Annotated in this window: 25 protein-coding genes and 1 pseudogene; 7 read left to right on the top strand and 19 right to left on the bottom strand. The window is 71.1% G+C overall.

Annotated elements, in window-relative coordinates; all coding sequences use genetic code 11:
- Window positions 1–81 precede the first annotated feature (81 nt).
- Window positions 82–477 carry a hypothetical protein gene (locus tag ABZU74_RS10390; RefSeq protein WP_355420845.1) on the top strand — a complete coding sequence of 132 codons (396 nt, stop codon included), beginning with the start codon at window positions 82–84 and terminating at the stop codon, window positions 475–477.
- Between the two features lie 106 nt (window positions 478–583).
- Here the strand turns inward: ABZU74_RS10390 and ABZU74_RS10385 are convergent, their stop codons facing one another.
- The 5 genes from ABZU74_RS10385 to ABZU74_RS10365 all read right to left on the bottom strand — a co-directional run bounded on the left by ABZU74_RS10385 (window position 584) and on the right by ABZU74_RS10365 (window position 4,003).
- Window positions 584–877, bottom strand: coding sequence for a DUF6510 family protein (locus tag ABZU74_RS10385; protein ID WP_355420842.1), 294 nt, complete (start codon window positions 875–877; stop codon window positions 584–586).
- Window positions 878–902: 25 nt separating this feature from the next.
- Window positions 903–1,667 (bottom strand): ferredoxin reductase, encoded by a 765-nt coding sequence (locus tag ABZU74_RS10380; RefSeq protein WP_355421377.1) that lies wholly within the window; start codon window positions 1,665–1,667, stop codon window positions 903–905.
- Between the two features lie 7 nt (window positions 1,668–1,674).
- Entirely contained in the window at window positions 1,675–2,274 is a 600-nt protein-coding gene (locus tag ABZU74_RS10375) for a sulfite oxidase-like oxidoreductase (protein ID WP_355420839.1), read from the bottom strand.
- Window positions 2,275–2,349: 75 nt separating this feature from the next.
- Window positions 2,350–3,375, bottom strand: coding sequence for a TerC/Alx family metal homeostasis membrane protein (locus ABZU74_RS10370; RefSeq protein WP_355420837.1), 1,026 nt, complete (start codon window positions 3,373–3,375; stop codon window positions 2,350–2,352).
- A 217-nt stretch (window positions 3,376–3,592) separates the two neighbouring features.
- Window positions 3,593–4,003 carry a DUF2267 domain-containing protein gene (locus tag ABZU74_RS10365; RefSeq protein WP_355420835.1) on the bottom strand — a complete coding sequence of 137 codons (411 nt, stop codon included), beginning with the start codon at window positions 4,001–4,003 and terminating at the stop codon, window positions 3,593–3,595.
- Between the two features lie 155 nt (window positions 4,004–4,158).
- Between ABZU74_RS10365 and ABZU74_RS10360 the strand changes: the two genes are divergently transcribed.
- Together ABZU74_RS10360 and ABZU74_RS10355 are read left to right on the top strand one after the other, a co-directional pair.
- Complete coding sequence (locus tag ABZU74_RS10360) at window positions 4,159–4,431, top strand: DUF2795 domain-containing protein (RefSeq protein ID WP_030332551.1); 273 nt, start codon at window positions 4,159–4,161, stop codon at window positions 4,429–4,431.
- A 42-nt stretch (window positions 4,432–4,473) separates the two neighbouring features.
- Window positions 4,474–5,142, top strand: coding sequence for a DUF1345 domain-containing protein (locus ABZU74_RS10355; RefSeq protein ID WP_355420833.1), 669 nt, complete (start codon window positions 4,474–4,476; stop codon window positions 5,140–5,142).
- Window positions 5,143–5,401: 259 nt separating this feature from the next.
- On the opposite strand, the gene ABZU74_RS10350 is transcribed toward ABZU74_RS10355, so the two are convergent.
- The 5 genes from ABZU74_RS10350 to ABZU74_RS10330 all read right to left on the bottom strand — a co-directional run bounded on the left by ABZU74_RS10350 (window position 5,402) and on the right by ABZU74_RS10330 (window position 10,373).
- Entirely contained in the window at window positions 5,402–6,070 is a 669-nt protein-coding gene (locus ABZU74_RS10350) for a hypothetical protein (protein WP_355420830.1), read from the bottom strand.
- Between the two features lie 55 nt (window positions 6,071–6,125).
- Window positions 6,126–7,100 (bottom strand): pirin family protein, encoded by a 975-nt coding sequence (locus ABZU74_RS10345; protein WP_355420827.1) that lies wholly within the window; start codon window positions 7,098–7,100, stop codon window positions 6,126–6,128.
- Between the two features lie 229 nt (window positions 7,101–7,329).
- Window positions 7,330–7,977, bottom strand: coding sequence for a hypothetical protein (locus tag ABZU74_RS10340; RefSeq protein WP_355420825.1), 648 nt, complete (start codon window positions 7,975–7,977; stop codon window positions 7,330–7,332).
- A gap of 828 nt (window positions 7,978–8,805) precedes the next feature.
- Window positions 8,806–9,390, bottom strand: coding sequence for a hypothetical protein (locus tag ABZU74_RS10335; protein WP_355420822.1), 585 nt, complete (start codon window positions 9,388–9,390; stop codon window positions 8,806–8,808).
- 659 nt (window positions 9,391–10,049) lie between these two features.
- Window positions 10,050–10,373 carry a MazG-like family protein gene (locus tag ABZU74_RS10330; RefSeq protein ID WP_355420819.1) on the bottom strand — a complete coding sequence of 108 codons (324 nt, stop codon included), beginning with the start codon at window positions 10,371–10,373 and terminating at the stop codon, window positions 10,050–10,052.
- 333 nt (window positions 10,374–10,706) lie between these two features.
- On the opposite strand from ABZU74_RS10330, the gene ABZU74_RS10325 reads away from it, so the two are divergent.
- A complete protein-coding gene (locus tag ABZU74_RS10325; protein ID WP_355420817.1) occupies window positions 10,707–12,077 on the top strand; it encodes a hypothetical protein in 1,371 nt (456 codons plus the stop codon).
- A gap of 66 nt (window positions 12,078–12,143) precedes the next feature.
- Here the strand turns inward: ABZU74_RS10325 and ABZU74_RS10320 are convergent, their stop codons facing one another.
- Entirely contained in the window at window positions 12,144–12,857 is a 714-nt protein-coding gene (locus ABZU74_RS10320; RefSeq protein ID WP_355420815.1) for a hypothetical protein, read from the bottom strand.
- Window positions 12,858–13,486: 629 nt separating this feature from the next.
- Window positions 13,487–13,975, bottom strand: a complete 489-nt coding sequence (locus ABZU74_RS10315; RefSeq protein WP_355420812.1) for a VOC family protein — start codon at window positions 13,973–13,975, stop codon at window positions 13,487–13,489.
- Window positions 13,976–14,033: 58 nt separating this feature from the next.
- Here ABZU74_RS10315 and tsaA point away from each other — a divergent pair, with 58 nt between their 5' ends.
- Window positions 14,034–14,462: a tRNA (N6-threonylcarbamoyladenosine(37)-N6)-methyltransferase TrmO gene (tsaA, locus tag ABZU74_RS10310; RefSeq protein ID WP_355420809.1), complete on the top strand. Its 429-nt coding sequence runs from the start codon at window positions 14,034–14,036 to the stop codon at window positions 14,460–14,462.
- 112 nt (window positions 14,463–14,574) lie between these two features.
- Here the strand turns inward: tsaA and ABZU74_RS10305 are convergent, their stop codons facing one another.
- On the bottom strand, window positions 14,575–15,204 hold the full coding sequence (locus ABZU74_RS10305) for an MBL fold metallo-hydrolase (protein ID WP_355420807.1): 630 nt from the start codon (window positions 15,202–15,204) through the stop codon (window positions 14,575–14,577).
- Complete coding sequence (locus ABZU74_RS10300; protein WP_355420804.1) at window positions 15,201–16,289, bottom strand: S-(hydroxymethyl)mycothiol dehydrogenase; 1,089 nt, start codon at window positions 16,287–16,289, stop codon at window positions 15,201–15,203. The genes ABZU74_RS10305 and ABZU74_RS10300 overlap by 4 nt, the downstream gene beginning before the upstream one ends.
- Before the next feature lie 184 nt (window positions 16,290–16,473).
- On the opposite strand from ABZU74_RS10300, the gene ABZU74_RS10295 reads away from it, so the two are divergent.
- Both ABZU74_RS10295 and ABZU74_RS10290 read left to right on the top strand, forming a co-directional pair.
- On the top strand, window positions 16,474–16,893 hold the full coding sequence (locus ABZU74_RS10295) for a hypothetical protein (protein ID WP_355420801.1): 420 nt from the start codon (window positions 16,474–16,476) through the stop codon (window positions 16,891–16,893).
- A gap of 25 nt (window positions 16,894–16,918) precedes the next feature.
- Entirely contained in the window at window positions 16,919–18,091 is a 1,173-nt protein-coding gene (locus tag ABZU74_RS10290; RefSeq protein ID WP_355420798.1) for a low temperature requirement protein A, read from the top strand.
- A 6-nt stretch (window positions 18,092–18,097) separates the two neighbouring features.
- Here the strand turns inward: ABZU74_RS10290 and ABZU74_RS10285 are convergent.
- From ABZU74_RS10285 to ABZU74_RS10265, 5 genes and pseudogenes are all read right to left on the bottom strand, one after another.
- Window positions 18,098–18,662, bottom strand: a pseudogene (locus tag ABZU74_RS10285) (SDR family NAD(P)-dependent oxidoreductase).
- A 22-nt stretch (window positions 18,663–18,684) separates the two neighbouring features.
- On the bottom strand, window positions 18,685–20,193 hold the full coding sequence (locus ABZU74_RS10280) for an NAD(P)/FAD-dependent oxidoreductase (RefSeq protein WP_355420796.1): 1,509 nt from the start codon (window positions 20,191–20,193) through the stop codon (window positions 18,685–18,687).
- A gap of 59 nt (window positions 20,194–20,252) precedes the next feature.
- The gene (locus ABZU74_RS10275; protein WP_355420793.1) at window positions 20,253–20,783 is read right to left on the bottom strand and encodes a hypothetical protein; all 531 of its coding nucleotides are present in this window, start codon (window positions 20,781–20,783) and stop codon (window positions 20,253–20,255) included.
- 10 nt (window positions 20,784–20,793) lie between these two features.
- Window positions 20,794–21,255, bottom strand: a complete 462-nt coding sequence (locus ABZU74_RS10270) for a hypothetical protein (RefSeq protein ID WP_355420791.1) — start codon at window positions 21,253–21,255, stop codon at window positions 20,794–20,796.
- On the bottom strand, window positions 21,255–21,734 hold the full coding sequence (locus tag ABZU74_RS10265; RefSeq protein ID WP_355420788.1) for a hypothetical protein: 480 nt from the start codon (window positions 21,732–21,734) through the stop codon (window positions 21,255–21,257). Before ABZU74_RS10265 ends, ABZU74_RS10270 begins: the two co-directional genes overlap by 1 nt.
- Window positions 21,735–21,757: the final 23 nt, after the last annotated feature.

Below are 21,757 nucleotides of genomic sequence, written 5' to 3'. Positions count from 1 at the left end.
ACCCCAGCCCCAGCGTGGCACCGGCACCTGCCGGATCGGGTCCGCGTCCGGTCGAGAATTGAATACCGGATCGCCGCGAACATGGGCCGCACGCTCGCCGAGCGCTGCACCGACGACCCGGAGATCCAGGCATTGGTCACCGAGGCGTACCGGGCCAGCTATCGCACACCAGCTCAGGTCGCGACCATTCGTGCGGAGAACCGCCTCGCCAACGCCTGCACCCGAGAGGTACGCGCCGCGCGCGCGACGTCGACCGCTCCCGACGTGCCGATGAAGATCCTGACCGCGACCCGCGGCAAGCCGCCGGCTCTGCGACAGCGCTCCGGCCACCTCGCCGACGAGACCGCCGCGGTCTTCGCCCACGGCGTCCACGAGGTAATGCCCGACAGCGGCCACTACATCCACAAGGACCAACCGGCCGCCGTGGTCGAAGCCGTGCGCGCTGTCCTCGCCGAGGTCGACGGAAAGACGCCATAGCACGTCGTTGGCGTACCCGTTCGCGGCCGCGTCGGTCACCAGCACGGCGCAGCCCAGCACGAGCCCCCGCACCCGGCGGGCGGCCAACAACAGCGCGTCCGGCCCGTCAGAGCGGGCCGGGGAACGTCTGCTCCATCGGCATCGGCACCTGCAGGTAGGTGGTGCCGCGCATGTCCAGCCAGGCCCGGTCCGGCCCGCGCACCAGACGCACCATCACCTCCTCGCAGGACGGGCAGCGCGCGACCAGGCCCGGGGCGTGCGAGTAGACGTGCAGGCTGGCCATCGAGCCGGTCATCCCGCAGTTCTCACAACGGCCCATCGCGCTGCTCAGGTCGACGGTGAACAGCTCACGCATCGGGCCGTCGAGCATGTTGCCGTCCAGGTACGACATCTCGGTCATCGGAATCTCCTCGACAGGGCGTGCGTCAGCCGGTGGGGCCGAAGCGTTCGGTCTTGACCCGACGTGACGGGTGACCCAACCCCACCAACAGGTCGGCCACGGTCTCCACGAACGCGGTCGGGCCACAGACGTAGGTGAGTGGTTCCAGGTCCGGCGGCCACCCGTGCGTGTTGACGTCGGCCAGGCCGATCCGGTGCGGCTCACCGCGCCAACCCTCGGGCGCCTCGCGGGTGTAGACGTACGCGACGTCCAACCCGAAGTCGTCGCGGACCCGGCGGCGCAGCTCGTCGGCGTAGATCACGTCACCGGGGGTGCGCACCGAGTAGATCAGCCGGAACGGCGCCTTGCTGCCCACCGCCCGCCGCGCCCGGATCATCGCCATCAGCGGCACGACGCCGGAGCCACCGGCGACGAGCTGCACCGGCGCGGTCTCCTCGGGCCGCCAGATGAACCAGCCACCGAGCGGCCCGCGGACCTCCACCGGGTCGCCGGCGCCAAAGACATCAATGAGGTACGGGGACACCTCGCCGTTGTGCACCCGCTGCACGGTCACCTCGATGCGCGGGCCTCCAGGCCCGTCCACGGCCGGCCCGGCGATCGAGTACGACCGGGCCGCCTGGTAACCGTCCGGGGCGGTGAGCCGCAGGTCGACGTGCTGCCCGGGCAGGTGCCCCGGCCAGTCCGGCACCTCCAGCACCAGTGTCTGCGCGGTGGGTGTCTCCACGCGGCGCTCCACCAGCCGGCCGACCTGCCAACGGTTGGGCGTCCGGCGCTGGGTGCTCGTCGCCACGGCGCGCTCAGTCACCCTGGTACCGCTGTTCGCGCCACGGATCGCCGTAGTCGTGGTAGCCGGCGGTCTCCCAGAACCCCGGCTCGTCCATCGTCTTGAGCCGGAGGCCGCGCACCCACTTGGCGGACTTCCAGAAGTACAGGTGCGGCACCAGCAGTCGCGCCGGCCCGCCGTGCTCGGCCGGCAGCGGGGCCCCGTCGAAGGTGTGCACCACCCACGCCTGACCGCCGCGCAGGTCGTCCAGCGGCAGGTTGGTGGTGTAACCGCCGTAGGAGTGCGCCAGCGCGAAGTGCGCCCCCGTGTCGACGTCGGCGAGCAGCGTGTCCAGGGAGACGCCCTGCCAGTTGGTGCCGAGCTTGGACCAACGGGTGACGCAGTGGATGTCCACCATCGGCGTCTCCTGCGGCAGGGCCATCATCTCCTGCCACGACCAGCGGTGTTCGCTGCCGTTCTCGCAGGAGATGACGAACTCCCAGGTGTCCAGTGACACCCGGGGCGTCGGGCCGGCCGAGAGCACCGGAAAGTCCTCGGTCAGATACTGACCGGGTGGCAGGGCCGGCTCCTGCGTTCGGGGCCGACCCTGAAAGCCCGGTGACACGATTCCCATTGCACAGTCGTACCACCCGCGCCGGCCGGGGCGGGAGCTTTCCCGCGTACCCCGTCGTCAGCCGGCGCGGCGCGGTCAGTGCCGTTCCGCGACGACCTTGCGGTCCTCGGGCAGGTCGCCACCCCGGGTGGCGCGCAGGCTGGTCACCGTCACGACCACCAGCACACCGATGATCACGCCGAGCGAGGCCAGGGTGGGGATCTGCGGCACGCCGTCCCAGATGCCGTGCGCCCAGTGCAGACCCAGCTTGAGGCCGATGAACGCCAGGATGATGGCCAGGCCGTAGCTGAGGTGCACCAGCCGGCTCAGCGCCGCGTGCAGGACGAAGTAGAGCGCCCGCAGGCCGAGCAGGGCGAACGCGTTGGTGGCGAACACCAGATACGGGTCCTCGGTGATGCCGTAGACCGCCGGCACCGAGTCGACCGCGAAGACGATGTCGGTGGCCAGCACCGCGACCACCACCAGGGCGAACGGCGTGAGCGCCCGCTTCGCGCCCTGCCGGACGGTCATCTTCGTGCCGTGGTAGTCGTCGACCACCGGCATGACCTTGCGCAGCAGCTTCACCGACCGCATCTTGTTGATGTCGACTTCCTGCTGATGCCCGGACATGGCGTCGCGCAGCAGCTTCACCGCGGTGGCGATGAGGATGATCGAGAAGAGCAGGAAGGCGAAGTCGAGGGTCTGCAACGCCGCCGCGCCGAGGGCGATGAAGACGGCCCGCAGCACCAGCGCGCCGGCGATGCCGTAGAGCAGCACCCGCTGGGCGAGCACCGCCGGCACCGCGAACGCCGCCAACAGCAGCATGAAGACGAAGAGGTTGTCGACCGATAGCGACTTTTCCACCAGGTAGCCGGTCAGGTACTCCACGCCCTGCTGGGAGCCGTAGCGGGCCCAGAGCCAGCCACCGAACGCCAGCGGCAGCGCTATGTAGAACGCCGACCAGCCGATGGCCTCCCGCATGGACACCTCGTGCGGGCGACGCGTGACCAGGAAGTCCAGCACCAGCAGCAGGATGACCCCGATGATGGTGACCGCCCACAGCGTGGGCGTGCCCACCGACGACAGGTCACTGGCGGCGGACAGATACGACACTTGGCTCATGTGGGGTCTCCTCGAACACCGTCATGTTCGAGGTCTCCTTCACCCACCACCTGATGGGCAACCACCCGAGGCACGCCGGGCGCGCCGTACTGACCGGAATGGTTCGTGGGAAGTACTCCCCTCGCACGACAAGGTTAGGCCAGGCGGAATCGCCACGCCAAGCGGGACATCGATGGTTGCCCTGGTAAACCGCTGTGTATCACCGGTGCGAGCGCTGTCAGCCGCGGCGCAGCGTCGCGCCCGGGGCCATCGCCGGCTCGATCAGGCCCCGATAGTCACGCGGCAGTTGAGTCGCCACGTCATCGAACTCACCACCGGTGATCGCCTCGCGCAGGGTGGTGAAGACCGCCCGACTGGCGTCCTCGGCAGCCGGCTCCTGCACACCGGCGCGCAACGCGACCCGGGCGACGAACTCCGCCGCGCCGAACCGGTCCGCCTGCTCGGTGCTCGGGCTCGGTTTGAGCACGAGTTGCAGCGGTTGGGGCAACTGGGCGGCCAGGTCCAGGACCTCGCCGCCGGTCAACCGCTCGGCGAACGTCTCCAACACCGCCCGGGTCAGCTCGACCGCCTGCTCGGACGACGTGGCGGTGCGTTGGGAAACCTGGTCGATGAAGGTGTCGTAGTTCATCGCGTACCCCCTTGGCTCGCGTCGGCGGCTGCGGGTACCCGCAGCGGCCGGGGAGAAACGGCGCCGGGAATCCTTTGCCGGGTGGGCGTGACCGGCCGGCGGGCGGGTAACCGCCGCCGGTCGTCACCACATCGATGCCCGAGGGAGCCCACGCCATGGCGAGCTACGCCGACGTCCTGCAGTACCTGTCGAGCCTGGACTACCCGGCCGAGAAGGACGACGTGGTCCGCGAGGCCGAACGGGAGGGTGCCCCGCCGGACGTACTGAAGGCGCTGCGTGCCCTGCCGCCGGTCGACTACGCCAACGGGACCGAGGTGGCCCGGTCCGCCGGGATCGAGGCGGCGCCCGAGGTCGGCCCCGCCCAGCGGGCCGAGCAGGCCCGGGACAAGAAGCACAACAGGGTCTCGCAGCACCTGCGCGGCATCTGACCCAGCGGTGACGCCCACAGTCCGGAGACCGGATCGTCACCGATGACCTACACCGGCGGCTCGTCCCGGCCGGCGGATGTGCGCTTCCCGGCCGCGCGGCAGCTCGCCGTCGTGGCGGTGGTCGGCGTCATCGCCGGCTGCGCCTTCGCGCTGCTGCTGCCCCTGCCGCTCGCCGCGCTGGCCGGCTGGGACATCGGCGCGCTGAGCTGGCTCGTGCTGGTCTGGCACAAACTCTGGCCGATGGACGCCGAGCGGACCGCCCAGCTGGCCGTCCACGAGGACCCGAACCGGGCGATCCGGGACGCCCTGCTGCTCGTCGCCTGCCTGGCCAGCCTGCTGGCCGTGGGGTTGGTCGTGGCCAGCGCGCAGAGCGCGCCCCCCGGGACGGCCCGGGAGCTGCACAGCAGCCTGGGCGTGCTCAGCGTGGTGCTGTCCTGGTTCGTGGTGCACACAGTGTTCGCCGCCCGGTACGCCCGGATCTACTACACCGGCCCGGACGGCGGAGTGAACTTCAACCAGCCCGAACCGCCGCGCTACTCCGACTTCGCGTACGTCGCGTTCACGATCGGGACGACGTTCCAGATCTCCGACACCAACCTCACCAGCAACGAGATGCGTCGTACGGTGCTGCGGCACTCGATGGTGTCGTACCTGTTCGGGGCGTTCATCATCGCCGTGACCGTGAACCTGCTGGCGGGTCTGGCTCGATAAGGACGCCGGCTTCCCGACGCCCGGAGCGCGACACGGGGCGGGGCTGATCGAAGGGCCGGGACAGGCGGGCGCCCCTGGTCACGAACCGCGACCCAGGGCGCCACGCAAGCCTGCCCAGGCGGTGAACCGCATCCGAACCGGTCGCGGTCACCAGGCGGTGGAAGCCGCCCGAACCGAGCGGCCAGCACTGCCGGGTCCAACCATACGGCAGAACATCCTCCGTTTGGTCAGAATTTGGGGAAGTGTGGGCCAGGGCACGTCACGGCCGGCCGGTCACCTCCGCGTACCGATGCTCCAGCTCGACCCGGGCCAACGCCCCCACCAGCCAGGCCAACTGCTCCGACTCGCCACTGGCCAGGCCGGCCAGGTCGTCCGCCGACCTGCCCAACCCGAGCCGACGCGCGGCCGCCAACGCCCGCCGGTCGGCGACCGGGGCTACCTCCGGCCACAACGCCTGCGCCTCGCGGAGAAACAGGTCGACGACCTGTTCGTCCACGCCCGGCAGCTCCGCCAGCAGCGCCCGCTCCCGGACCGGGTCGTGATGCGCCACCGCCCGCAGCCGACGCAGATCACCCCGGTACCGCTCGACCACCGTCCGGGCCAGATCACCGAGCACATCGGCGACCGCGGCCACGTCACCACGCTGGCCGCTGGCGCGCAGCACCCGAACCCGGTCCTCGTGCAGCGAACGAGCCAGCCGGGCCGCACTGTCCCACCCCTCGTCGCGCAACGCCCGCGCCCCGTCCAACGCCCGCCGGAAATCGCCACGACGGGCCAGCAGCACCGACAGGTAGAGCACCTGGAACAGGCTCGCCGGGTTGTTGCTCACCCGGAACCCGTACTGCTCGGCGAAGCCCCGCCCGGTGCCGGCGAGCCGACGCGCCAGACGTTTACGGTCCTCCACCGGAATGATCAAACTGGTCGCCATGCCGGCGACTACCCGCGCCACAAACGGCCACACACCAACCGACCCCCCGGCATGGTCAGCCGTGCAGGCCGCCGGTGCGGTCGCGGGCCTTGAGGCGGGTGGTCGGCAGGGCGGGGGCCGGTAGCGGCGGCGCCGAATCGTCGGCGACCACACCGAAGCGCCCGTCACCGGCCATCCAGTCCTCCCGGGCGGCGGCGATCTCCTCGTGTGACCGGCCCACGAAGTTCCACCACATCACCAGCGGCTCCTCGAACGGCGTGCCGCCCAGCAGCAGCAACCGCGCCCCAGCGCCGCCCCGCACTGTCAACTCCCGGCGGCCCGAGCCCAGATACAGCAGCGCCCCCGGCTCGAACCCCACCCCGGCCGCCTCCGCGGACCCGGCCATCGCCAGCACGGCGTACTCGAAATCGGGCCGCAACGACATCGTCGCTGGCGCCTCACCGCGCAGCTCCAGCTGCACCCCCACCAGCGGGGTGTGCACCACAGCCGGCGACCGCTCCCCGCCGAACTCGCCGACCAGCAGGGTGACGTCCAGATCGCCGTCCCGCCAGCGCGGCAGGTCGGCGTGGTGCGCGAAATCGGCCGCTCCGGCCCGTGCCGGGTCCGGCAGCGCCACCCAGAGCTGCACGCCGTGCATCACCGGCGGGTGGGCGGCCGGCGACCGCTCCGAGTGGGCGATGCCGTTCCCGGAGGTCATCACGTTCAGCTGGCCAGGCACGATCGGCTGCACGTTGCCGAGGCTGTCCCGATGCAGAATCTCCCCGTCGAGCAGCCAGGTCACCGTCTGCAGCCCCGTGTGCGGGTGCGGGGGCACCTCCATACCGGGCCGCTGCGCCACATCGTCCGGGCCGAAATGATCCACGAAACACCACGCGCCGACCATCCGGCGGGCGCGCTGCGGAAGCAGCCGCCGCACCGTGGTGTACCGACCCAACGGCACGTCGTGGCCGGGCAACAACACACTGCCGGGATCGACGTCGGCCACGCCAGGCGGTCGGGTCTGCGCCAGCATTGATTCAGTACGCTCCACCGCCCGACTGTACGCGCCCGCCAACCCACGACCGCGGCGCTTCCTGCCAGGGCGGTCGTGGTTCACCAGGTGGTGGTCATCAGGGCAGGGTCAGCGGCGCGCCCTGATCGAGGCGGGTCGGGTTGGCCCGGGTTCACTCCGTTGCTGGGTCGGCTCGGCGCGGGTTCACTCGGTTGCTGGGTCGGCTCGGGCCGGATTCCCTCGGTTGCTGGGTCGGCTCGGCGTGGGTTCACCGGTTGCTGGAGGACACCAGCACGCTGTTGGCGCCGGCAACCAGGTCCAGATACAGGCGCTCCACCGACCGGTCCCAACCCGGCGTACCCAGCACCGAACCCGCGGCCACCCCATCCCAGCGGTCGTCGCGTACCACCACCGAACCAGCACCGGCACCCGCCCGAACCCGAACCGGGGTCTCCCCCGGAACCCGGACGTCGAGCTGGCTGGTCCCACCGGTGAGTCGTACGGTCAGGACGCTGGCAGGGTTGTCTGAACGCAGGCCGGTGGGATTGCCGGAGGCGGTGGCCGGTGGCAGGAGGATCTCGGTGCGGCTGGAGCCGCCGGCGAGTTCCACACCCAGCAACCGGGCGCGGGTCAGGTCCAACACCTGACTGCTCACCCCGCCAACCAGGTGGACACGCCAGGCGACCCGCTCGTTGAGCAACACGCGTGCGGTCCGCGGTCCCCGCGTACCGGACTCCACAAGGTCGAGCCGCACGGTCTCCCCCTGCACCGCCGGTCGGCCCGCCACACCCGAGCCGGCCGGGGTCGTGATCCGGTACAGGTCATCGCCCAACTCGACCACCCGCAGCTCGAACGAGGACAGCCCGTCCGCGAGCACGAAGGTGCCCTTCTGCTGACCTGCCAGTGGCGCTGTCAACTGTTGCTCGGCAGCAGCACCCGAACCATCGCGGCGGCCCCCAGCACCGTCCGGGTCAGCGACGCCCCCCGGACGGCCGCCGTCACCGTCACCGTGCCGGGTCCCGTCGGGGCCGGTCCCCTCGGGCAGCGTGCCATCGGGGCCCGTGCCATCTGGGCGCGTGCCGTCGGGTTGGCTGGCGTAGGTCATGCCGAGGCGATCGGGATCCGCAACGATCACGGCAACCGCCGCCGCACCCAGGAGCAACACGACGGCGGCAGCAGCCACCAACAGGCGAGCACCGGTGGACCACCGTCGTGGTGCGGCCTCACCGGAGGGCTCCGGCTCTGACTCCGGTTCGCGATCCGCGCCGTACCCCACTGCGGCCATGTCTCTAGTCCCTCCGCCGGTCCCCGATCAGGGGTACGTACCCGCCAGCGGATCGGATCACTCGGCGCCGATCACGTCACTCCGCTACGTCGCCTACGTAGAGCAGACCCCACCACCCGCCTGCCCCGAGGCCCCCGCTGCGCGGCATCCTCACCGCGCATCCAACGCGAGCAGGCGGCCAGCGGGAGCGGCTCGCCAGCGGGAGCGGCAGCCAGCGGACGGCCGGCAGTCAGCGGGCGGCCGGCAGTCAGCGGGCGCGCCACCAGCCAGCGGGCGGCCGGTCAGCGGCCAGCGAGCGGGGACGGCGACCAGTGGCAGGCGACCGATGACTGGTGACCGGCTGCAGCGGGAAGGCCGCTGGCCGGCACCCCGGATATCGGGTGCCGGCCAGCGGTCGGTGTCGTGGTGCGGTGGTGCTTGCGCGTGCGGGTGGTGCTTGCGCTGGTGCTGTGTTGCGGGTCAGCTGTTCCAGTACTGGCCGACCAGGTCGGCGGCCTGCTGCTCCCACTGGGCGTAGGCGTCCGGGTACGCCGACACCTGCACCGTCTGCGCAGCATCGGTCAGGGGCATGTCCTGCCACCCGTCGACCTGCTTCAGACCCTTGAGGAACGCGGTCGTCGAGTACTCGGGATCGGTGATCTGCTCCGGCGTACCCCAACCACTGGACGGACGCTGCTGGAACAGGCCCAACGAGTCATGGTCGTTCATGTCCCCGAGGTGACCCAGGTTCTCCAGCTTCGACTCCTGCAGGCTCGTCGCGATCGAGATCACCGCGGCCCGCTCCGGCAGACCCGCCTTCTTCGTCGCGGCGATGATCGCCTTCACGTTGGCGGTCTGCTCGTCGTTCAGGGTGATCCGGGACTGCTCGCCCTGGGTACCGTGCGGGATCAGCTTGCTGATGTCGGGCTTGTCAGCCTGCACGGCAACCGCGACGGGCTTGGTGTCGACCGGGTTGGACATGTGGGCGATCGGGCCGGCGAAGACACCACCGGCGAACGCGAGACCAGCAACAGACAGCATGCTCTTACGGAAGATCGTGTTCATGGGGGTAGCTCCTTCGGGGGTAGGACACCCGCACACCGCTCGGGGGGAACGGCGCCAGGGTGTGAGCACCTCGTCCGGCGCTGCACGAACCAAGGGGAAAAGGTCTGGGGTTGACGCCTACGGTGACTCGGCGTCTACCGGCGGCCTACGACCGGGGGGTCGTGGCACCGGGGCCCTGTGTAACGACCGGGGGGCCGGGGTCATTCCGGGTTGGCCCATCTGCCGGCACCCTCATCGAGGCGGTGCCTGCGGTCGTTCGTGGGGACTGCAACGACCGGGCGGAGGCTGGCATTCCAACCTGCGCGACCTGCATCCCAACCCCGTGCGGGCCGGGCGGCGGGCGGTGGTGCTGCGATCGTCAGGGTATGTAACGACCCCGGCCCGGCCATGATTCCAGCCGACGGGTGCACCCGGTCACCACCCACAAACATCCACCACTGGACGAACCACCCATAGGGTGCCAGGCACCACGGCATCCAATCCGCCCTCACTCGCGTGATCCACTCGGGTTCACGGAAGTCGGGGCATTTGGCACGGCGAGACACCGCGATATCAAGGAAGCCGAGTCGATCACGAATGCAGCGAGTGGCGCACCGCACCCAATGCGGGCATGGTGCACATACCGTCGGACGGCGGGAAGGGCCGGGCGTGACCGGGTGCTAGGGGCGCCGTTGGTTTCCCAGGCGGGAGCGCACCTTCGCGGCGCACGCGTCCAGGGTCGTTCGCGCGTCCAGCCCCAGGCTCTCGATGGCCACCAACGCGGTGAAGGCCACGTCGGCCAACTCGGCCGCGACGTCCTCGCGGGTGTGGGTGACACCCTTGCGCGGATTCTGCCCGAGCAGACCGATCCACGCGGCCGACGCCTCCCCCGCCTCTTCGGTCAGCTTGAGGATGCGGCAGGTCAGCTCGGTCTGCCCGGTGCCGTTCGCCGCGTCCAACCAGCTGCGCGACGCACGTGCCGCCTCCCAGATCGACTCGTCCACGGCGCCCAGTCAACCCGATCGGCCCACCAACCCGAACGACCGGGTACGGCACGGTGTGGCCGTGCAACCGCAGGGGTCGTTCCACGGTGGCAACCATGCAGCGCCCAGCAGGACGGCGGCGACGGCCACCGGCAGACACCAGGCCGAGCGATGGCGGCGTCCGTTCCGGGGGCGCACCGGCGAGCTGATCGACTGGGCAGTCGTGCCTGACCAGCCGATCAGCGTACCCATTGACACGTGTCGACGGCGGTTCTAGGTTCAGGACGCTACCGGCCGGTAGGCAACCGTCCCGCTGGTCGCCCCCGGGCGACATCCGTCCGATGGGGAGCATCGATGCTGTCCACACCCTTTCGTACCCTCCGCCGGCTGCTCGCCGCCGCCGCAACACTGACCCTCGCGGTTGGGCTGGCCGGCGCCGCGCCAGCCAGCGCCACCGGTCGCGACGCGAGGGGCGGCGAGCCGCTGCCCGGTTACACCATCGAAAATCCGCCATTGGCTCCGCTGACGGTGGGCGGCAAACCGACGACGGTACGCCAGGGCGTGCACCGCCACGCCGGGTACATCATCGAGGTCCCGGCCCGGTGGAACGGCGACCTGGTGTTGTGGGCGCACGGCTACCGCGGCCAGGGCACGGTGCTCTCACCGGAACCGCCGGCCTTCGGGCTGCGCCAACGTCTCCTGGAGCAGGGGTACGCCTGGGCGTCGTCCTCGTACGACCGCAACGGCTTCGACATCCGCTCCGGAGTGCTGGGCACGAAGGATCTCGCCGACCACTTCGGGCGGACGGTCCGCCGACCGCAGCACACCTACGTCGCCGGGGTGTCGATGGGTGGGTACGTCATCGGCCGTTCGCTGGAGCAGTATCCCGGCTTCTACGACGGCGCGTTGCCGATGTGCGGGGTGCTCGGTGATCAGACGCTGCTGGACTTCTACCTTGATTACAACCTGGTCGCGCAGGCGCTCGCCGGGGTGCCGGCGTATCCCACGCCGGCCGACTACCTGACCAACGCGGTGCCCCGCATCCAGGTGGCGCTCGGCCTGGCCGGGCTGACCCCCACCGGGCCGGACACCACCACGGAGCGGGGCAAGCAGTTGCGGGCGATCACGGTGAACCGTTCCGGCGGCCCCCGTCCGGGTGCGGACGCGGCGTTCGCGTCCTGGAAGGACTTCCTTTTCTCGATCAGCGTGCCCACCGGGAGCGGCAACTCCCCTGCCCAGCGGCCCGGCCAGCTCTCCACCAATCTGCTCACCCGCTACACCCCGAACACCCCGGTCGACGTCAACTCGGCGGTCCAGCGCGTCGCACCGGAGAACGTGTGGCAGCGGCTCCTGCCGACGCTGACCGAGGTGCCGCGGATCGCCGGCCGCCCGAGCGCGCCGGTGCTCAGCCTGCACGGTCTCGGCGACCTGTTCGTACCGTTCAGCATGGAGCAGGCGTACGCCACCGACGTGGCGAGGCACGGTCGCAGCACGTTGGTGGTTCAGCGGGCGATCCGAGCCACGCAGCACTGCGAGTTCACCCCGGCGGAGGCCGGCGCCGCCTGGGACGACCTGGTGTCCTGGGTACGCACCGGCAAGCGCCCGGCCGGCGACACCGTCACCGACCCGGCGGTGGTGGCCCGACCCGACTACGGCTGCCGGTTCAGCGACCGGGACGCGTACGCGGCCGGCGTCGGCACCCGCCGCCTCTACCCGGCCTGCTGAGGTAAGCGCACACGAAAAACCGGCCGGCTCCCGTCGAAGGGAGCCGGCCGGCCTCGTTGGCGAATGTCACCAGAGCTGCTGGACGATGTCCGCCGCCTGCTCCTCCCACTGCGCGTACGCGTAGGGGAAGGCGGAGACCTGCACGGTCTGCGCGGCGGCGGTCAGCGGCAGGTCCTGCCAGCCGCCGACGTTCTTGAGTGCGGTGAAGAACGCCGTGGCGGCGTACTCCGGGTCGGTGATCTGGTCGGGCGTGCCCCAACCGGACGATGGACGCTGCTGGAACAGGCCCTGCGAGTCGTGGTCGTTGTATGCGCCGAGGTGGCCGAGGTTGTACAGCTTCGACTCCTGCAGCGAGGTGGCGACGCCGATCACGGCGCCCCGGTCACCGACGCCGGTCTTCTTGGCGGCGTCCACGATGGCCCGGGCGTTGGCCAGCTGCGCGTCGTCCAGCGGTACGCGCGACTGCGCGCCCTCGATCCCGTGCGGGATCAGCTGGGCCCGGCTCGGCTTGCCGGCCGGCGGCTTGCCAGTGGCGGAGCCGGTGGTCAGGCCCGACTCGACGGGCTGCTCATCCTGGTGTGCCGAGGTGGCTGCCTTGCCGGTGGCGAGGTCGATGGCGGCGACGGCGCCCTGGTGCGGTCCGGAGGTGACCGGGGCGGCGGCTGCGGTCGGCGCGAGCGCCAGACCGAAGAGGGCGGCGACACCCGCCACGCTCAGCGCGGTCTTGCGGTACGAGTCCTTAGCGATGGCGGGGAGCCATCGAGTGAAGTCGACCTTCACGATGGTTGCCCTTTCGATCGTGCGAAGCGCTCCGGGGTGAACACTCCTCGGGAGATGACCGCGGAAGTGGGTTTGGGCTCCGGCGGTACGGGGGACACAACCAGGTTCACCTGTCGGGCATTCCGGAAATGACCGAAGCTCGGGCCGGTGCGGCGCCGGTCACGGCGCAGATTCGGACATGGCGGGCTCTGCCCGCATCACCCGGACGGCGGTGACGGAGGGTGTTTCCGGAACCCGGAGGCAACGGGCGGACGCCACCCTTTGCTCTGCTTACCTATACGCACCGACTACGTGGCGTGACTGCGGTGAGAGACGTTCGTTGCGGGCGGAAAGCGCCCTGCGCAGCTCACAGGACGTGGTGCATATCGGTAAGCAGAGCAAAGGGGCCATGCAGGGTGATGGGAGGCGGGCAGCTGGCGCCCTGCCGTCACCGTTAGTGGTGGGCGCCTAGACCGGCACGGCGGGTGAGGTTGCGTGCGGATCGCCCTACCGGACCAGAACGTGCCAGAGCTGGCTCGGTGACCACCGACACCGAGCCAGCTCTGGCCGATCAGGCCACGTCCACCAGTGCGCCCGGTCGAGCGAACTCCCTGTGCGGTCGCGTCGCCAGCACCGGGAAGCTGCCCGAATCAGTTGTCGCCGTCACGTCCGGACTCCGCATCCCGCGTCGCGACACCCTGATCCGGTGTGACGAGTTCCTGGAAGACGGTGATGTGCAGGCCGGCGGGGGCGTCGAGGCGGGAGTTGAGCGACTGCCACGGCGTCCGCGTCGGCGGCGCGATCTCGCTCGCCCCAGCGGCCACCAGACGGGCGGTCGTCGCCGCCGTGTCGTCCACCTCGAATGCCACCCGAATCCGTGGCGCGACCTGCCGCCCCACCTCAACCTCGTCGATCATGCGTTTCTGCGCCGGGTTGGCGATCTCCAGGGTGGCGCGGCCGGCGTCCAGGATCACCACCTGGGCATCCCCCTCGCCGCTGAACGCCGCCTCCTCCGGCAGGCCCAGCTCGTCCCGGAAGAACGCGACGGCGGCCTCGTAGTCGGCGGCCTCCACCACGAGGCGCAGCTGACGGACGACAGGCGCCGGCGGGACGCCGCGGACGGGAGATTCGGCTGCCATGAGTGGGATCCTAGCGGCGCGGCGGAGCTAGGTTGGGACGGTCCAGGAGGGAGCGAGGATGGTCGAGGCAGTGAGCGATGACGGTTACCTGCTGCACCCGGTCGGTCGGGTCGCCTCGTCGTTGACCGACGCGGCGAGCGCGCCACGGCAGGGCGACGAGGGGGCGCCGGCGGCGTGGCTAATCTTCGATCCGCAGGTCGAGCGGGCCCTGGGTGACCTGCGGGTCGGCGCGGAGCTGCTGCTGCTGACCTGGCTGGACCGTGCCCGGCGCGACGTGCTGGCAGTGCACCCACGCGGCGACGAGAACCGGCCGGAGACCGGCGTGTTCAGCACCCGTTCCCCGCACCGGCCCAACCCGATCGGGCTGCACCGGGTGCGGGTCCTGGCGGTGGACGGGCTGCGCGTCGAGGTGGCCGACCTGGAGGCCCTCGACGGCACCCCAATCCTGGACGTCAAACCGGTGCTGGGCGCTGCCGACGAACGCTGAGCCGCCGACCACGTGCCACCAGGCGACGCCGACCGGCCCAGGTGCCAGCCAGCCACGCCCGCAAGATGTCAGCAGGCCAGCGCGCGCCAGCAGACAAAGACGCCGGCAGGGGTCAGTGGCCGCGGGCCAACCACTCGTCCAGGTGCGGCGCCTCCGCGCCGATCGTCGTGTCGTCGCCGTGGCCGGTGTGCACGACCGTCTCCGCCGGGAGGGTCAGCAGGCGGGTGCGGATCGACCCGACGATGGTGGCGAAGTCGCTGTACGAGCGGCCCGTCGCGCCCGGGCCACCGGCGAAGAGCGTGTCGCCGGTGAAGACGGCGCCCAGCTCCGGTGCGTGGAAGCTGCACGCGCCAGGGCTGTGCCCGGGGGTGTGCAGCACCCGCAGCGTGGTGCCGCCCACCTCGATGCTCTGCCCGTCGTGCAGCTCGCCATTGGGCGGCAGGTGCGGGTGGACCATGTCCCAGAGGACCCGGTCCGCGGCGTGCAGCAGCACCGGCGCGCCGGTGGCCTCGGCCAGTTCGGGCGCCACCCGGACGTGATCGTCGTGGGCGTGGGTGGCCAGGATCGCCCGGACCTGCCGGTCGCCCACCAGGGCGAGGATCGCCGCCACGTCGTGCGGCGCGTCCAGGACGACGCACTCGCGGTCATCGCCGATCACCCAGACGTTGTTGTCCACGTCGAACGTCTGCCCGTCCAGGGAGAACGTGCCCGAGGTGACCGCGTGGTCGATCCGGGCGGTCACGGGAACACCACCACCGAGCGGAGCACGTCGCCGTTGTGCATCCGGTCGAACGCGTTCTCGACCTGGTCGAGCGCGATCTCCTCGGTGACGAACGCGTCGAGGTCGAGCCTGCCCTGCAGGTACAGCTCGGTGAGCATCGGAAAGTCCCGGCTGGGCAGGCAGTCGCCGTACCAACTGGACTTGAGGGCCCCACCGCGCCCGAAGACGTCCAGCAGCGGCAGCTCGACCTGCATCTGCGGGGTGGGTACGCCGACCAGCACCACGGTGCCGGCCAGGTCGCGAGCGTAGAACGCCTGCTTCCACGTCTCCGGCCGGCCCACCGCGTCGATCACCACGTCGGCGCCGAAACCGCCGGTGGCGGCACGGATTGCCTCGACCGGGTCGGTCTCGGAGGCGTTCACGGTGTGCGTGGCACCGAACTTGCGGGCCCAGTCGAGCTTGCGGCTGTCGGTGTCCACCGCGACGATCGTGGTGGCGCCGGCGAGGACCGCACCGGCGACCGCCGCGTCCCCGACGCCGCCGCAGCCGATCACCGCGACCGAGTCGCCCCGGCTGACGTTCCCGGTGTTCATCGCCGCACCCAGGCCGGCCATCACCCCGCAGCCGAGCAGACCCACGGCCGCCGGTCGGGCCGCCGGGTCCACCTTCGTACACTGCCCGGCGTGCACCAGGGTCTTCTCGGCGAACGCCCCGATGCCCAGCGCCGGGGCGAGTTCGGTGCCGTCGGTGAGGGTCATCCGCTGGGTGGCGTTGTGGGTGTTGAAGCAGTACCAGGGCCGGCCCCGACGGCAGGCACGGCAGACCCCGCAGACCGCCCGCCAGTTGAGCACCACGAAATCGCCCGGTGCGACGTCGGTGACGCCGTCGCCGACCTGCTCCACGATGCCCGCCGCCTCGTGACCGAGCAGGAACGGGTAGTCGTCGTTGATGCCACCCTCGCGGTAGTGCAGGTCGGTGTGGCAGACACCGCACGACTGAATCCGGACGATCGCCTCACCGGGCCCCGGATCGGGCACCACGATGGTGGTGACCTCGACCGGCGCGCCCTTGCTGCGGGAGATGACTCCCCGGACTTCCTGGCTCACTTCGCCTCCTGCTGGTGGTCTGCGGCAGGGCCGGGTGCCGGGTGGGCGGGTGTGCCACGGGCTCGGCGCTGGGCCCCCGGCGAACCTACCGCGACCACCACGGCCAGCCCAGCCGGCCCGGCGGGTTATTGCGGGCGGTCCGGGGTACGCGGGCCGCATTCGACCACGGACGACGGGAGTGACAATGAAACTCGCGCACCTGCCACTGCGGGTCAGCATCGGCGCGTACTTCCTCAACTCGGGTCTGGGCAAGCGCAACCTGGAGGGTGCCGCCGCGGAGGGCATGCACGGGATGGCGGTCGCCGCCATGCCCCAGCTCGGTCAGCTGGAGCCGGCACGCTTCGCCAAGCTGCTGTCGTACTCGGAAATCGCCCTGGGGGCCGCGCTGATCGCGCCGTTCGTCCCGGCGCCCCTGGTCGGGCTCGGCCTGACCGCGTTCGGCGCGGGCCTGATCCAGCTGTACCTGAAGACGCCAGGGATGCGCGAACCCGGCAGCATCCGCCCGACCCAGCAGGGCTCGGGGTTGGCCAAGGACGTCTGGCTGGTCGGCGCGGGGCTGACCCTGGTGCTGGAGGGGCTTACCCACGGCCATCGGCGCGGCTGACCGGCGGGCGGCCTGAGGAGGTGCGGTGAGCCAGCCTCGGTCGGTGCGGCCGTTCTACCGGCCGATGCGGCCACGTCGTCGCGACGAGCCGCACCGCTCGGCCACGCCGCTGGAACTCTTCTTCGACCTGTGCTTCGTGGTGGCCGTGTCGCAGGCCGCCACCAACCTGCACCACGCCGTCTCCGAGAATCAGCTTGGCCACGCGTTGACCAGGTACCTGCTGGTCTTCTTCGCGATCTGGTGGTCGTGGATGAACTTCACCTGGTTCGCCTCGGCCTACGACACGGACGACGACCTCTACCGGATCGCGACGCTGGTCCAGATCGCCGGGGCGTTGATCATCGCCGCCGGAGTGCCCCGGGCGTTCACCAACGGCGATTTCAGCGTCATCACGTACGGCTACGTGGTGATGCGGATCGCGCTCGTGGTGCAGTGGTGCCGCGCCGCCGCCGGGGACCCGGAGCACCGCCGGGCAGCCCGGCGGTACGCGGTAGGCGTCACCGTCGTCCAGCTCGGTTGGCTGCTCCGGCTGGCCCTACCGCAGGGTTGGAGTACCGCGGTGTTGCTGCTGCTGGTCGTGGCCGACCTGCTGGTGCCGGCGGTGGCCGAGCGGCCGGGGATGACTCCCTGGCATCCGCGACACATCACCGAACGGTACGGGCTGTTCACCCTGATCGTGCTCGGTGACGTGGTGCTGGCCACGTCGGTGGCCATCCAGACCGGAGTGGACGCCGGCGACCGTCGCCTCTGGTCGCTGGCGGCGGCGGCCACCGTGATCGTGTTCGCCCTGTGGTGGCTCTACTTCGACCGGCCGATCGAGGCGCCCGCCCAGCTGCCGTACTCCCTGATCTGGGGCTACGGCCATTACCTGATCTTCGCGGCGGTCGCCGCTGTCGGGGCGGGCCTGAACGTGTCGGTGGACCACGAACGGCACCTCACGCACATCTCGGGCTTGACCGCCGCGTACGCGGTGGCCGTCCCGATCGCCGTCTTCCTCCTCACCGTCTGGGTGCTGCACGTACGCCGGCAGCAGCACGGCGCAGTCGTCGTCGCCTTCCCGGTCGTCGCGCTGCTGGCGCTGCTCACGCCGCTCGGCCCGGCCCCGGTGTACGCGCTCGCGGCGCTGCTGGTCGCTCTGGTGGCGCTGACCGTGCTGTTGCGTTTCCGCGACGTGGGCCCGAGCGCGACGGTGGCCTGACCGCGGTCACGCCACCTCGCGGGCCGGGTCGGCGAGGGCGTCGGCGGGGCGTTGCGCGGGTACGCCCGGGGCCGGCAGCGCCGGGCGGGCCACGCCCCGGTTCAGCCCGGTGACCAGGACCCGGTTGTACGAGGCCGGCATGACCCGGGCCAGCAGGTCGGGCAGCTTCGCCGACCAGCCGATCAACACCCGACCCCGACGCCGTTCGACGCCGCGCAGGATCACCTCCGCGGCCCGCTCCGGCGCGATGGTCAGCAGCTTCTCGAACTGCGCCCGACCGGCCGCGTACTCGTCGTGGGAGACGCCGCTGCCGATCCGGGCGTTCTCGGTGATCCGGGTGCGGATGCCGCCCGGGTGCACCGAGGTCACCCCGATCCCGTCGTCGACCAGTTCGTGGCGCAGCGCCTCGGTGAAGCCGCGTACGGCGAACTTGCTCGCCGCGTACGCGGTCGCGGTCCAGCAGGACCAGATCGCTGCCTCGGCGGGCCAGCGCGTGGGCCAGCGCCGCGCCGATGCCACTGGCTGCCCCGGTGACCACCGCTGTCGCGCCGGCGAAGTCGAACCTCTGCACGATCCTGCTCCTCTGCTGGCGGTTACCGACGCTCGGACGCGACGGGACGTGGGCTGCGTTCGGGCGCGGTCACCCCTCCGGCGCGGGAGAACCGCACCCCCGCGTCGGTGAGCCGGCCGTGCCGCATCAACAACACGTCACGCGCGTAGTTCTGGTGCAGCCGCCACGGCGCGCTCGCACCCTGCTTGGGCAGCGTGTCGACGACGCGCAGCACGTAACCGGAGCGCAGATCGATCAGCGGCACCCGCTCGGCGTCGGGCGGCGGGAGCGGGGTGACGACCTGCTGACCGGTGCGGTCCAGATGCCGCAGCAGCCGGCAGACGTAGCCGGCCACCAGGTCGGCCTTCAGCGTCCACGACGCGTTGGTGTAGCCGATGGTCAGCGCGAAGTTCGGCACACCGGAGAGCATCATGCCCTTGTAGGCGACGGTGTTCGGCAGGTCGACGTCGACGCCGTCCACCCGCAGCGTCAGGCCGCCGAGGGCGAGCAGGTTGAGCCCGGTGGCGGTGACCACGATGTCGGCGGGCACCTCCGCCCCGGAGGTCAGCCGGACACCGGTAGCGGTGAAGGTGTCGATGGTGTCGGTGACCACCGACGCGGTGCCGTCACGCACGGCCGTGAACAGGTCGCCGTCGGGTGCCACACAGAGCCGCTGGTCCCAGGGGTCGTAGCGGGGCGAGAAGTGCCTGTCGACGTCGTACCCCACCGGGAGCCGGCCCCGCGCGGCCCGGCGCAGCACCCGCCTCACCAGGCCGGGCGCACGCCGGCTGAGCTGGAAGTTGACTGTGGACAGCAGCACGTTCTTCCAGCGCACCACCCGATACGCGGCCGTCGCCGGCAGCCGCCGCCGCAACGCGTCGGCCAGCCGGTCGCGGGCGGGCAGCGCCAGGATGTACGTCGGTGAGCGCTGGAGCATTGTCACGTGCGCGGCCCGCTGCGCCATCGCCGGCACCAGTGTGACCGCTGTGGCGCCGCTGCCGATCACCACCACCCGCTTGCCGGTGTGGTCCAGGTCGTCGGGCCAGCGCTGCGGGTGCACCAGCCGCCCGGTGTACACGTCGACACCGGGCAGGGGTGGGGTGTAACCCTCGTCGTAGCGGTAGTAGCCGGCGCAGGCGAAGAGGAACGAGCAGGTCAGCACCACAGTTTCGGCGGTGTCGGTGCGCTGGGCGTGCACCGTCCAACGGGCGGTGTCGCTGTCCCACTCGGCGCGCAGCACCCGGTGGCGGAAGCGGATGTGCCGCGGCACGTCGTACTCCCGGGCGGTTTCCCGCACGTACTCCCGGATGGTCGTGCCGTCGGCGATGGCCTTCGGCGCGGTCCACGGCTTGAACGAGTAGCCGAGGGTGAACATGTCCGAGTCGGAGCGGACGCCCGGGTAGCGGAACAGGTCCCAGGTGCCACCGATGGCGTCGCGCGCCTCCAGCACCGCGTACGTCTTTTCGGGGCAGTCACGGTGCAGGTGGCAGGCGGCGCCGATGCCCGACAGGCCGGCGCCGATGATCAGCACGTCGACATGGTCGGAGGCCATCGGCTTCCTCCATCCGGGGCGGTGATCGGACCCTAACACCGCACCCGAACGGCGGAAAGTCAGCGCGAGACCACTTCCCCGCCGTCGAGTCGAGCTCGGGCACGTTCGTCGGCCAGCCGGACGAGCAACTGGTCGAAGTCCGCCGGGGCGAGCACCGGCCCGTTCTCCTTCCGCCAGCCCCCGCGCCGCGACCGCCGCTGCACCGCCGACTCGAACGCCCCGTCGGTCGTCCGCACCCAGCAGGCGAGGCGCGACGTGGGCTCGCCGAGGAACAGCGCCGGACTCGCCTCGAACCCGGTCACCCGTGACCAGGGCAGGGTGCGGGTGGAGAACACGTGCCGGAGCCGGACACCCCGATCGTTGACGTAGATCCCGGACAGGTGCAACCGGAAGGCGAAGGTCAGCCACACCCCCATGAAGACGACCATGCCGGCCACGCCCAGGGCGGTCCGCACGTCGATCTCCCCCCGGCTCAGCACCCGCCCTGCCACGACCGAGATCGTCGCGGCCACGGTGCACCCGACCAGCACCATGAACCCGGTGAACACCTGCCGCGCGCCCCACGGGTCCATCCGCCACCATCTCCGCATGGCCTGGAGGTTAGTCCTCCGACGCTCGGGTGAAGAGCATGATCCAGTTGGTCTCCCAGGTCTGCTCGCCGTCGACCGAGAACGCCTGCTCCCAGCGGGCCGTGGTCGCGCTGATGTCGGACCAGATGAACCGGCACCGCACCGGTCGACCCTCGTGCTGGTCGTCGGCGTAGAAGTGGCCGACCCCGTCGACGAAGCGGCCCACCATCGGCGGCTGCCCCAGCACCCCGGTGTCACTGCTCATCCAGTAGATCGACCATTCCTCGCGGGCCGGGTCGAAGACCCGGACCGTGGCGCCGGCGGAGCCCTTGGTCGGGAAGGTGATCTCGTCGAAGTGGCCGCCGCCGGCGAAGAAGCCGTGCGCCACCGACACCCCGGGGAACTCCTCCCACTCGTCGGAGCCGACCAGCCGCTTGCGCAGCCGCCGGTTGACGACGTTCCAGGTGCCCACAAAGAAGTCGAAGTCGCCCATCAGCGGCCCACCGGCCCTTCTGCTCGCGTGTCGTCCAGATATCCAGCCAGGTTGGGAGCGTCCGGCGCAAGCATGTGCCGCACCCAGGCCGACCGCTCATGCTCCAGCACCGCCAACTCCCAGACGCAGCCGACGGCGGGTCGACGCACCTCGACGAAGTGCGTCGGATCGTCGTCCGGGCAGTCCAGCGCCGGCTGCCCGGCCGCGGCGACACGGACCTCCACCGCGTTGTCCCACACCCAGCTGTACGCCAGCAGGTAGGCGCCGGTGTCCGCGCCCCGGTGCAGCACCACCCACCCGGCGGCCGGGGTGCCGTCGTCGACGAGGTCGACCAGCAGCAGCGGCAGCTGCTCGTACGCGGCCTTCTCCACCTCCGGTTCGAGCGGCTGATCCGGCTGGTCGATGTGGTAGCGCTTGAACTGTCGACCGTCCACCGTGATCGGCTCCGGCGTTCTCAGATCCTTGTCGCGAAATGCCATGCCGGGACGGTACGAGCGGTCCC

Origin of the sequence: Micromonospora sp. NPDC005171, from assembly GCF_040608575.1 — a bacterium.
Classification (GTDB): Bacteria; Actinomycetota; Actinomycetes; order Mycobacteriales; family Micromonosporaceae; genus Micromonospora.
The sequence above is the reverse complement of the archived record's forward strand: the minus strand, read 5'-3'. Positions and strand labels throughout refer to the sequence as shown.

Excerpts from the sequence above, each read along its gene's own strand:
- ABZU74_RS10385 (WP_355420842.1), bottom strand. The coding sequence starts at position 877 with ATGACCGAGATGTCGTACCTGGACGGCAACATGCTCGACGGCCCGATG.
- ABZU74_RS10335 (WP_355420822.1), bottom strand. The coding sequence starts at position 9,390 with ATGAACACGATCTTCCGTAAGAGCATGCTGTCTGTTGCTGGTCTCGCG.
- ABZU74_RS10275 (WP_355420793.1), bottom strand. The coding sequence starts at position 20,783 with ATGCGGAGATGGTGGCGGATGGACCCGTGGGGCGCGCGGCAGGTGTTC.
- ABZU74_RS10390 (WP_355420845.1), top strand. The coding sequence starts at position 82 with ATGGGCCGCACGCTCGCCGAGCGCTGCACCGACGACCCGGAGATCCAG.
- ABZU74_RS10360 (WP_030332551.1), top strand. The coding sequence starts at position 4,159 with ATGGCGAGCTACGCCGACGTCCTGCAGTACCTGTCGAGCCTGGACTAC.
- ABZU74_RS10365 (WP_355420835.1), bottom strand. The coding sequence starts at position 4,003 with ATGAACTACGACACCTTCATCGACCAGGTTTCCCAACGCACCGCCACG.
- ABZU74_RS10370 (WP_355420837.1), bottom strand. The coding sequence starts at position 3,375 with ATGAGCCAAGTGTCGTATCTGTCCGCCGCCAGTGACCTGTCGTCGGTG.
- ABZU74_RS10325 (WP_355420817.1), top strand. The coding sequence starts at position 10,707 with ATGCTGTCCACACCCTTTCGTACCCTCCGCCGGCTGCTCGCCGCCGCC.
- ABZU74_RS10350 (WP_355420830.1), bottom strand. The coding sequence starts at position 6,070 with ATGGCGACCAGTTTGATCATTCCGGTGGAGGACCGTAAACGTCTGGCG.
- ABZU74_RS10295 (WP_355420801.1), top strand. The coding sequence starts at position 16,474 with ATGAAACTCGCGCACCTGCCACTGCGGGTCAGCATCGGCGCGTACTTC.
- ABZU74_RS10280 (WP_355420796.1), bottom strand. The coding sequence starts at position 20,193 with ATGGCCTCCGACCATGTCGACGTGCTGATCATCGGCGCCGGCCTGTCG.
- ABZU74_RS10270 (WP_355420791.1), bottom strand. The coding sequence starts at position 21,255 with ATGGGCGACTTCGACTTCTTTGTGGGCACCTGGAACGTCGTCAACCGG.
- ABZU74_RS10315 (WP_355420812.1), bottom strand. The coding sequence starts at position 13,975 with ATGGCAGCCGAATCTCCCGTCCGCGGCGTCCCGCCGGCGCCTGTCGTC.
- ABZU74_RS10265 (WP_355420788.1), bottom strand. The coding sequence starts at position 21,734 with ATGGCATTTCGCGACAAGGATCTGAGAACGCCGGAGCCGATCACGGTG.
- tsaA (WP_355420809.1), top strand. The coding sequence starts at position 14,034 with ATGGTCGAGGCAGTGAGCGATGACGGTTACCTGCTGCACCCGGTCGGT.
- ABZU74_RS10355 (WP_355420833.1), top strand. The coding sequence starts at position 4,474 with ATGACCTACACCGGCGGCTCGTCCCGGCCGGCGGATGTGCGCTTCCCG.
- ABZU74_RS10375 (WP_355420839.1), bottom strand. The coding sequence starts at position 2,274 with ATGGGAATCGTGTCACCGGGCTTTCAGGGTCGGCCCCGAACGCAGGAG.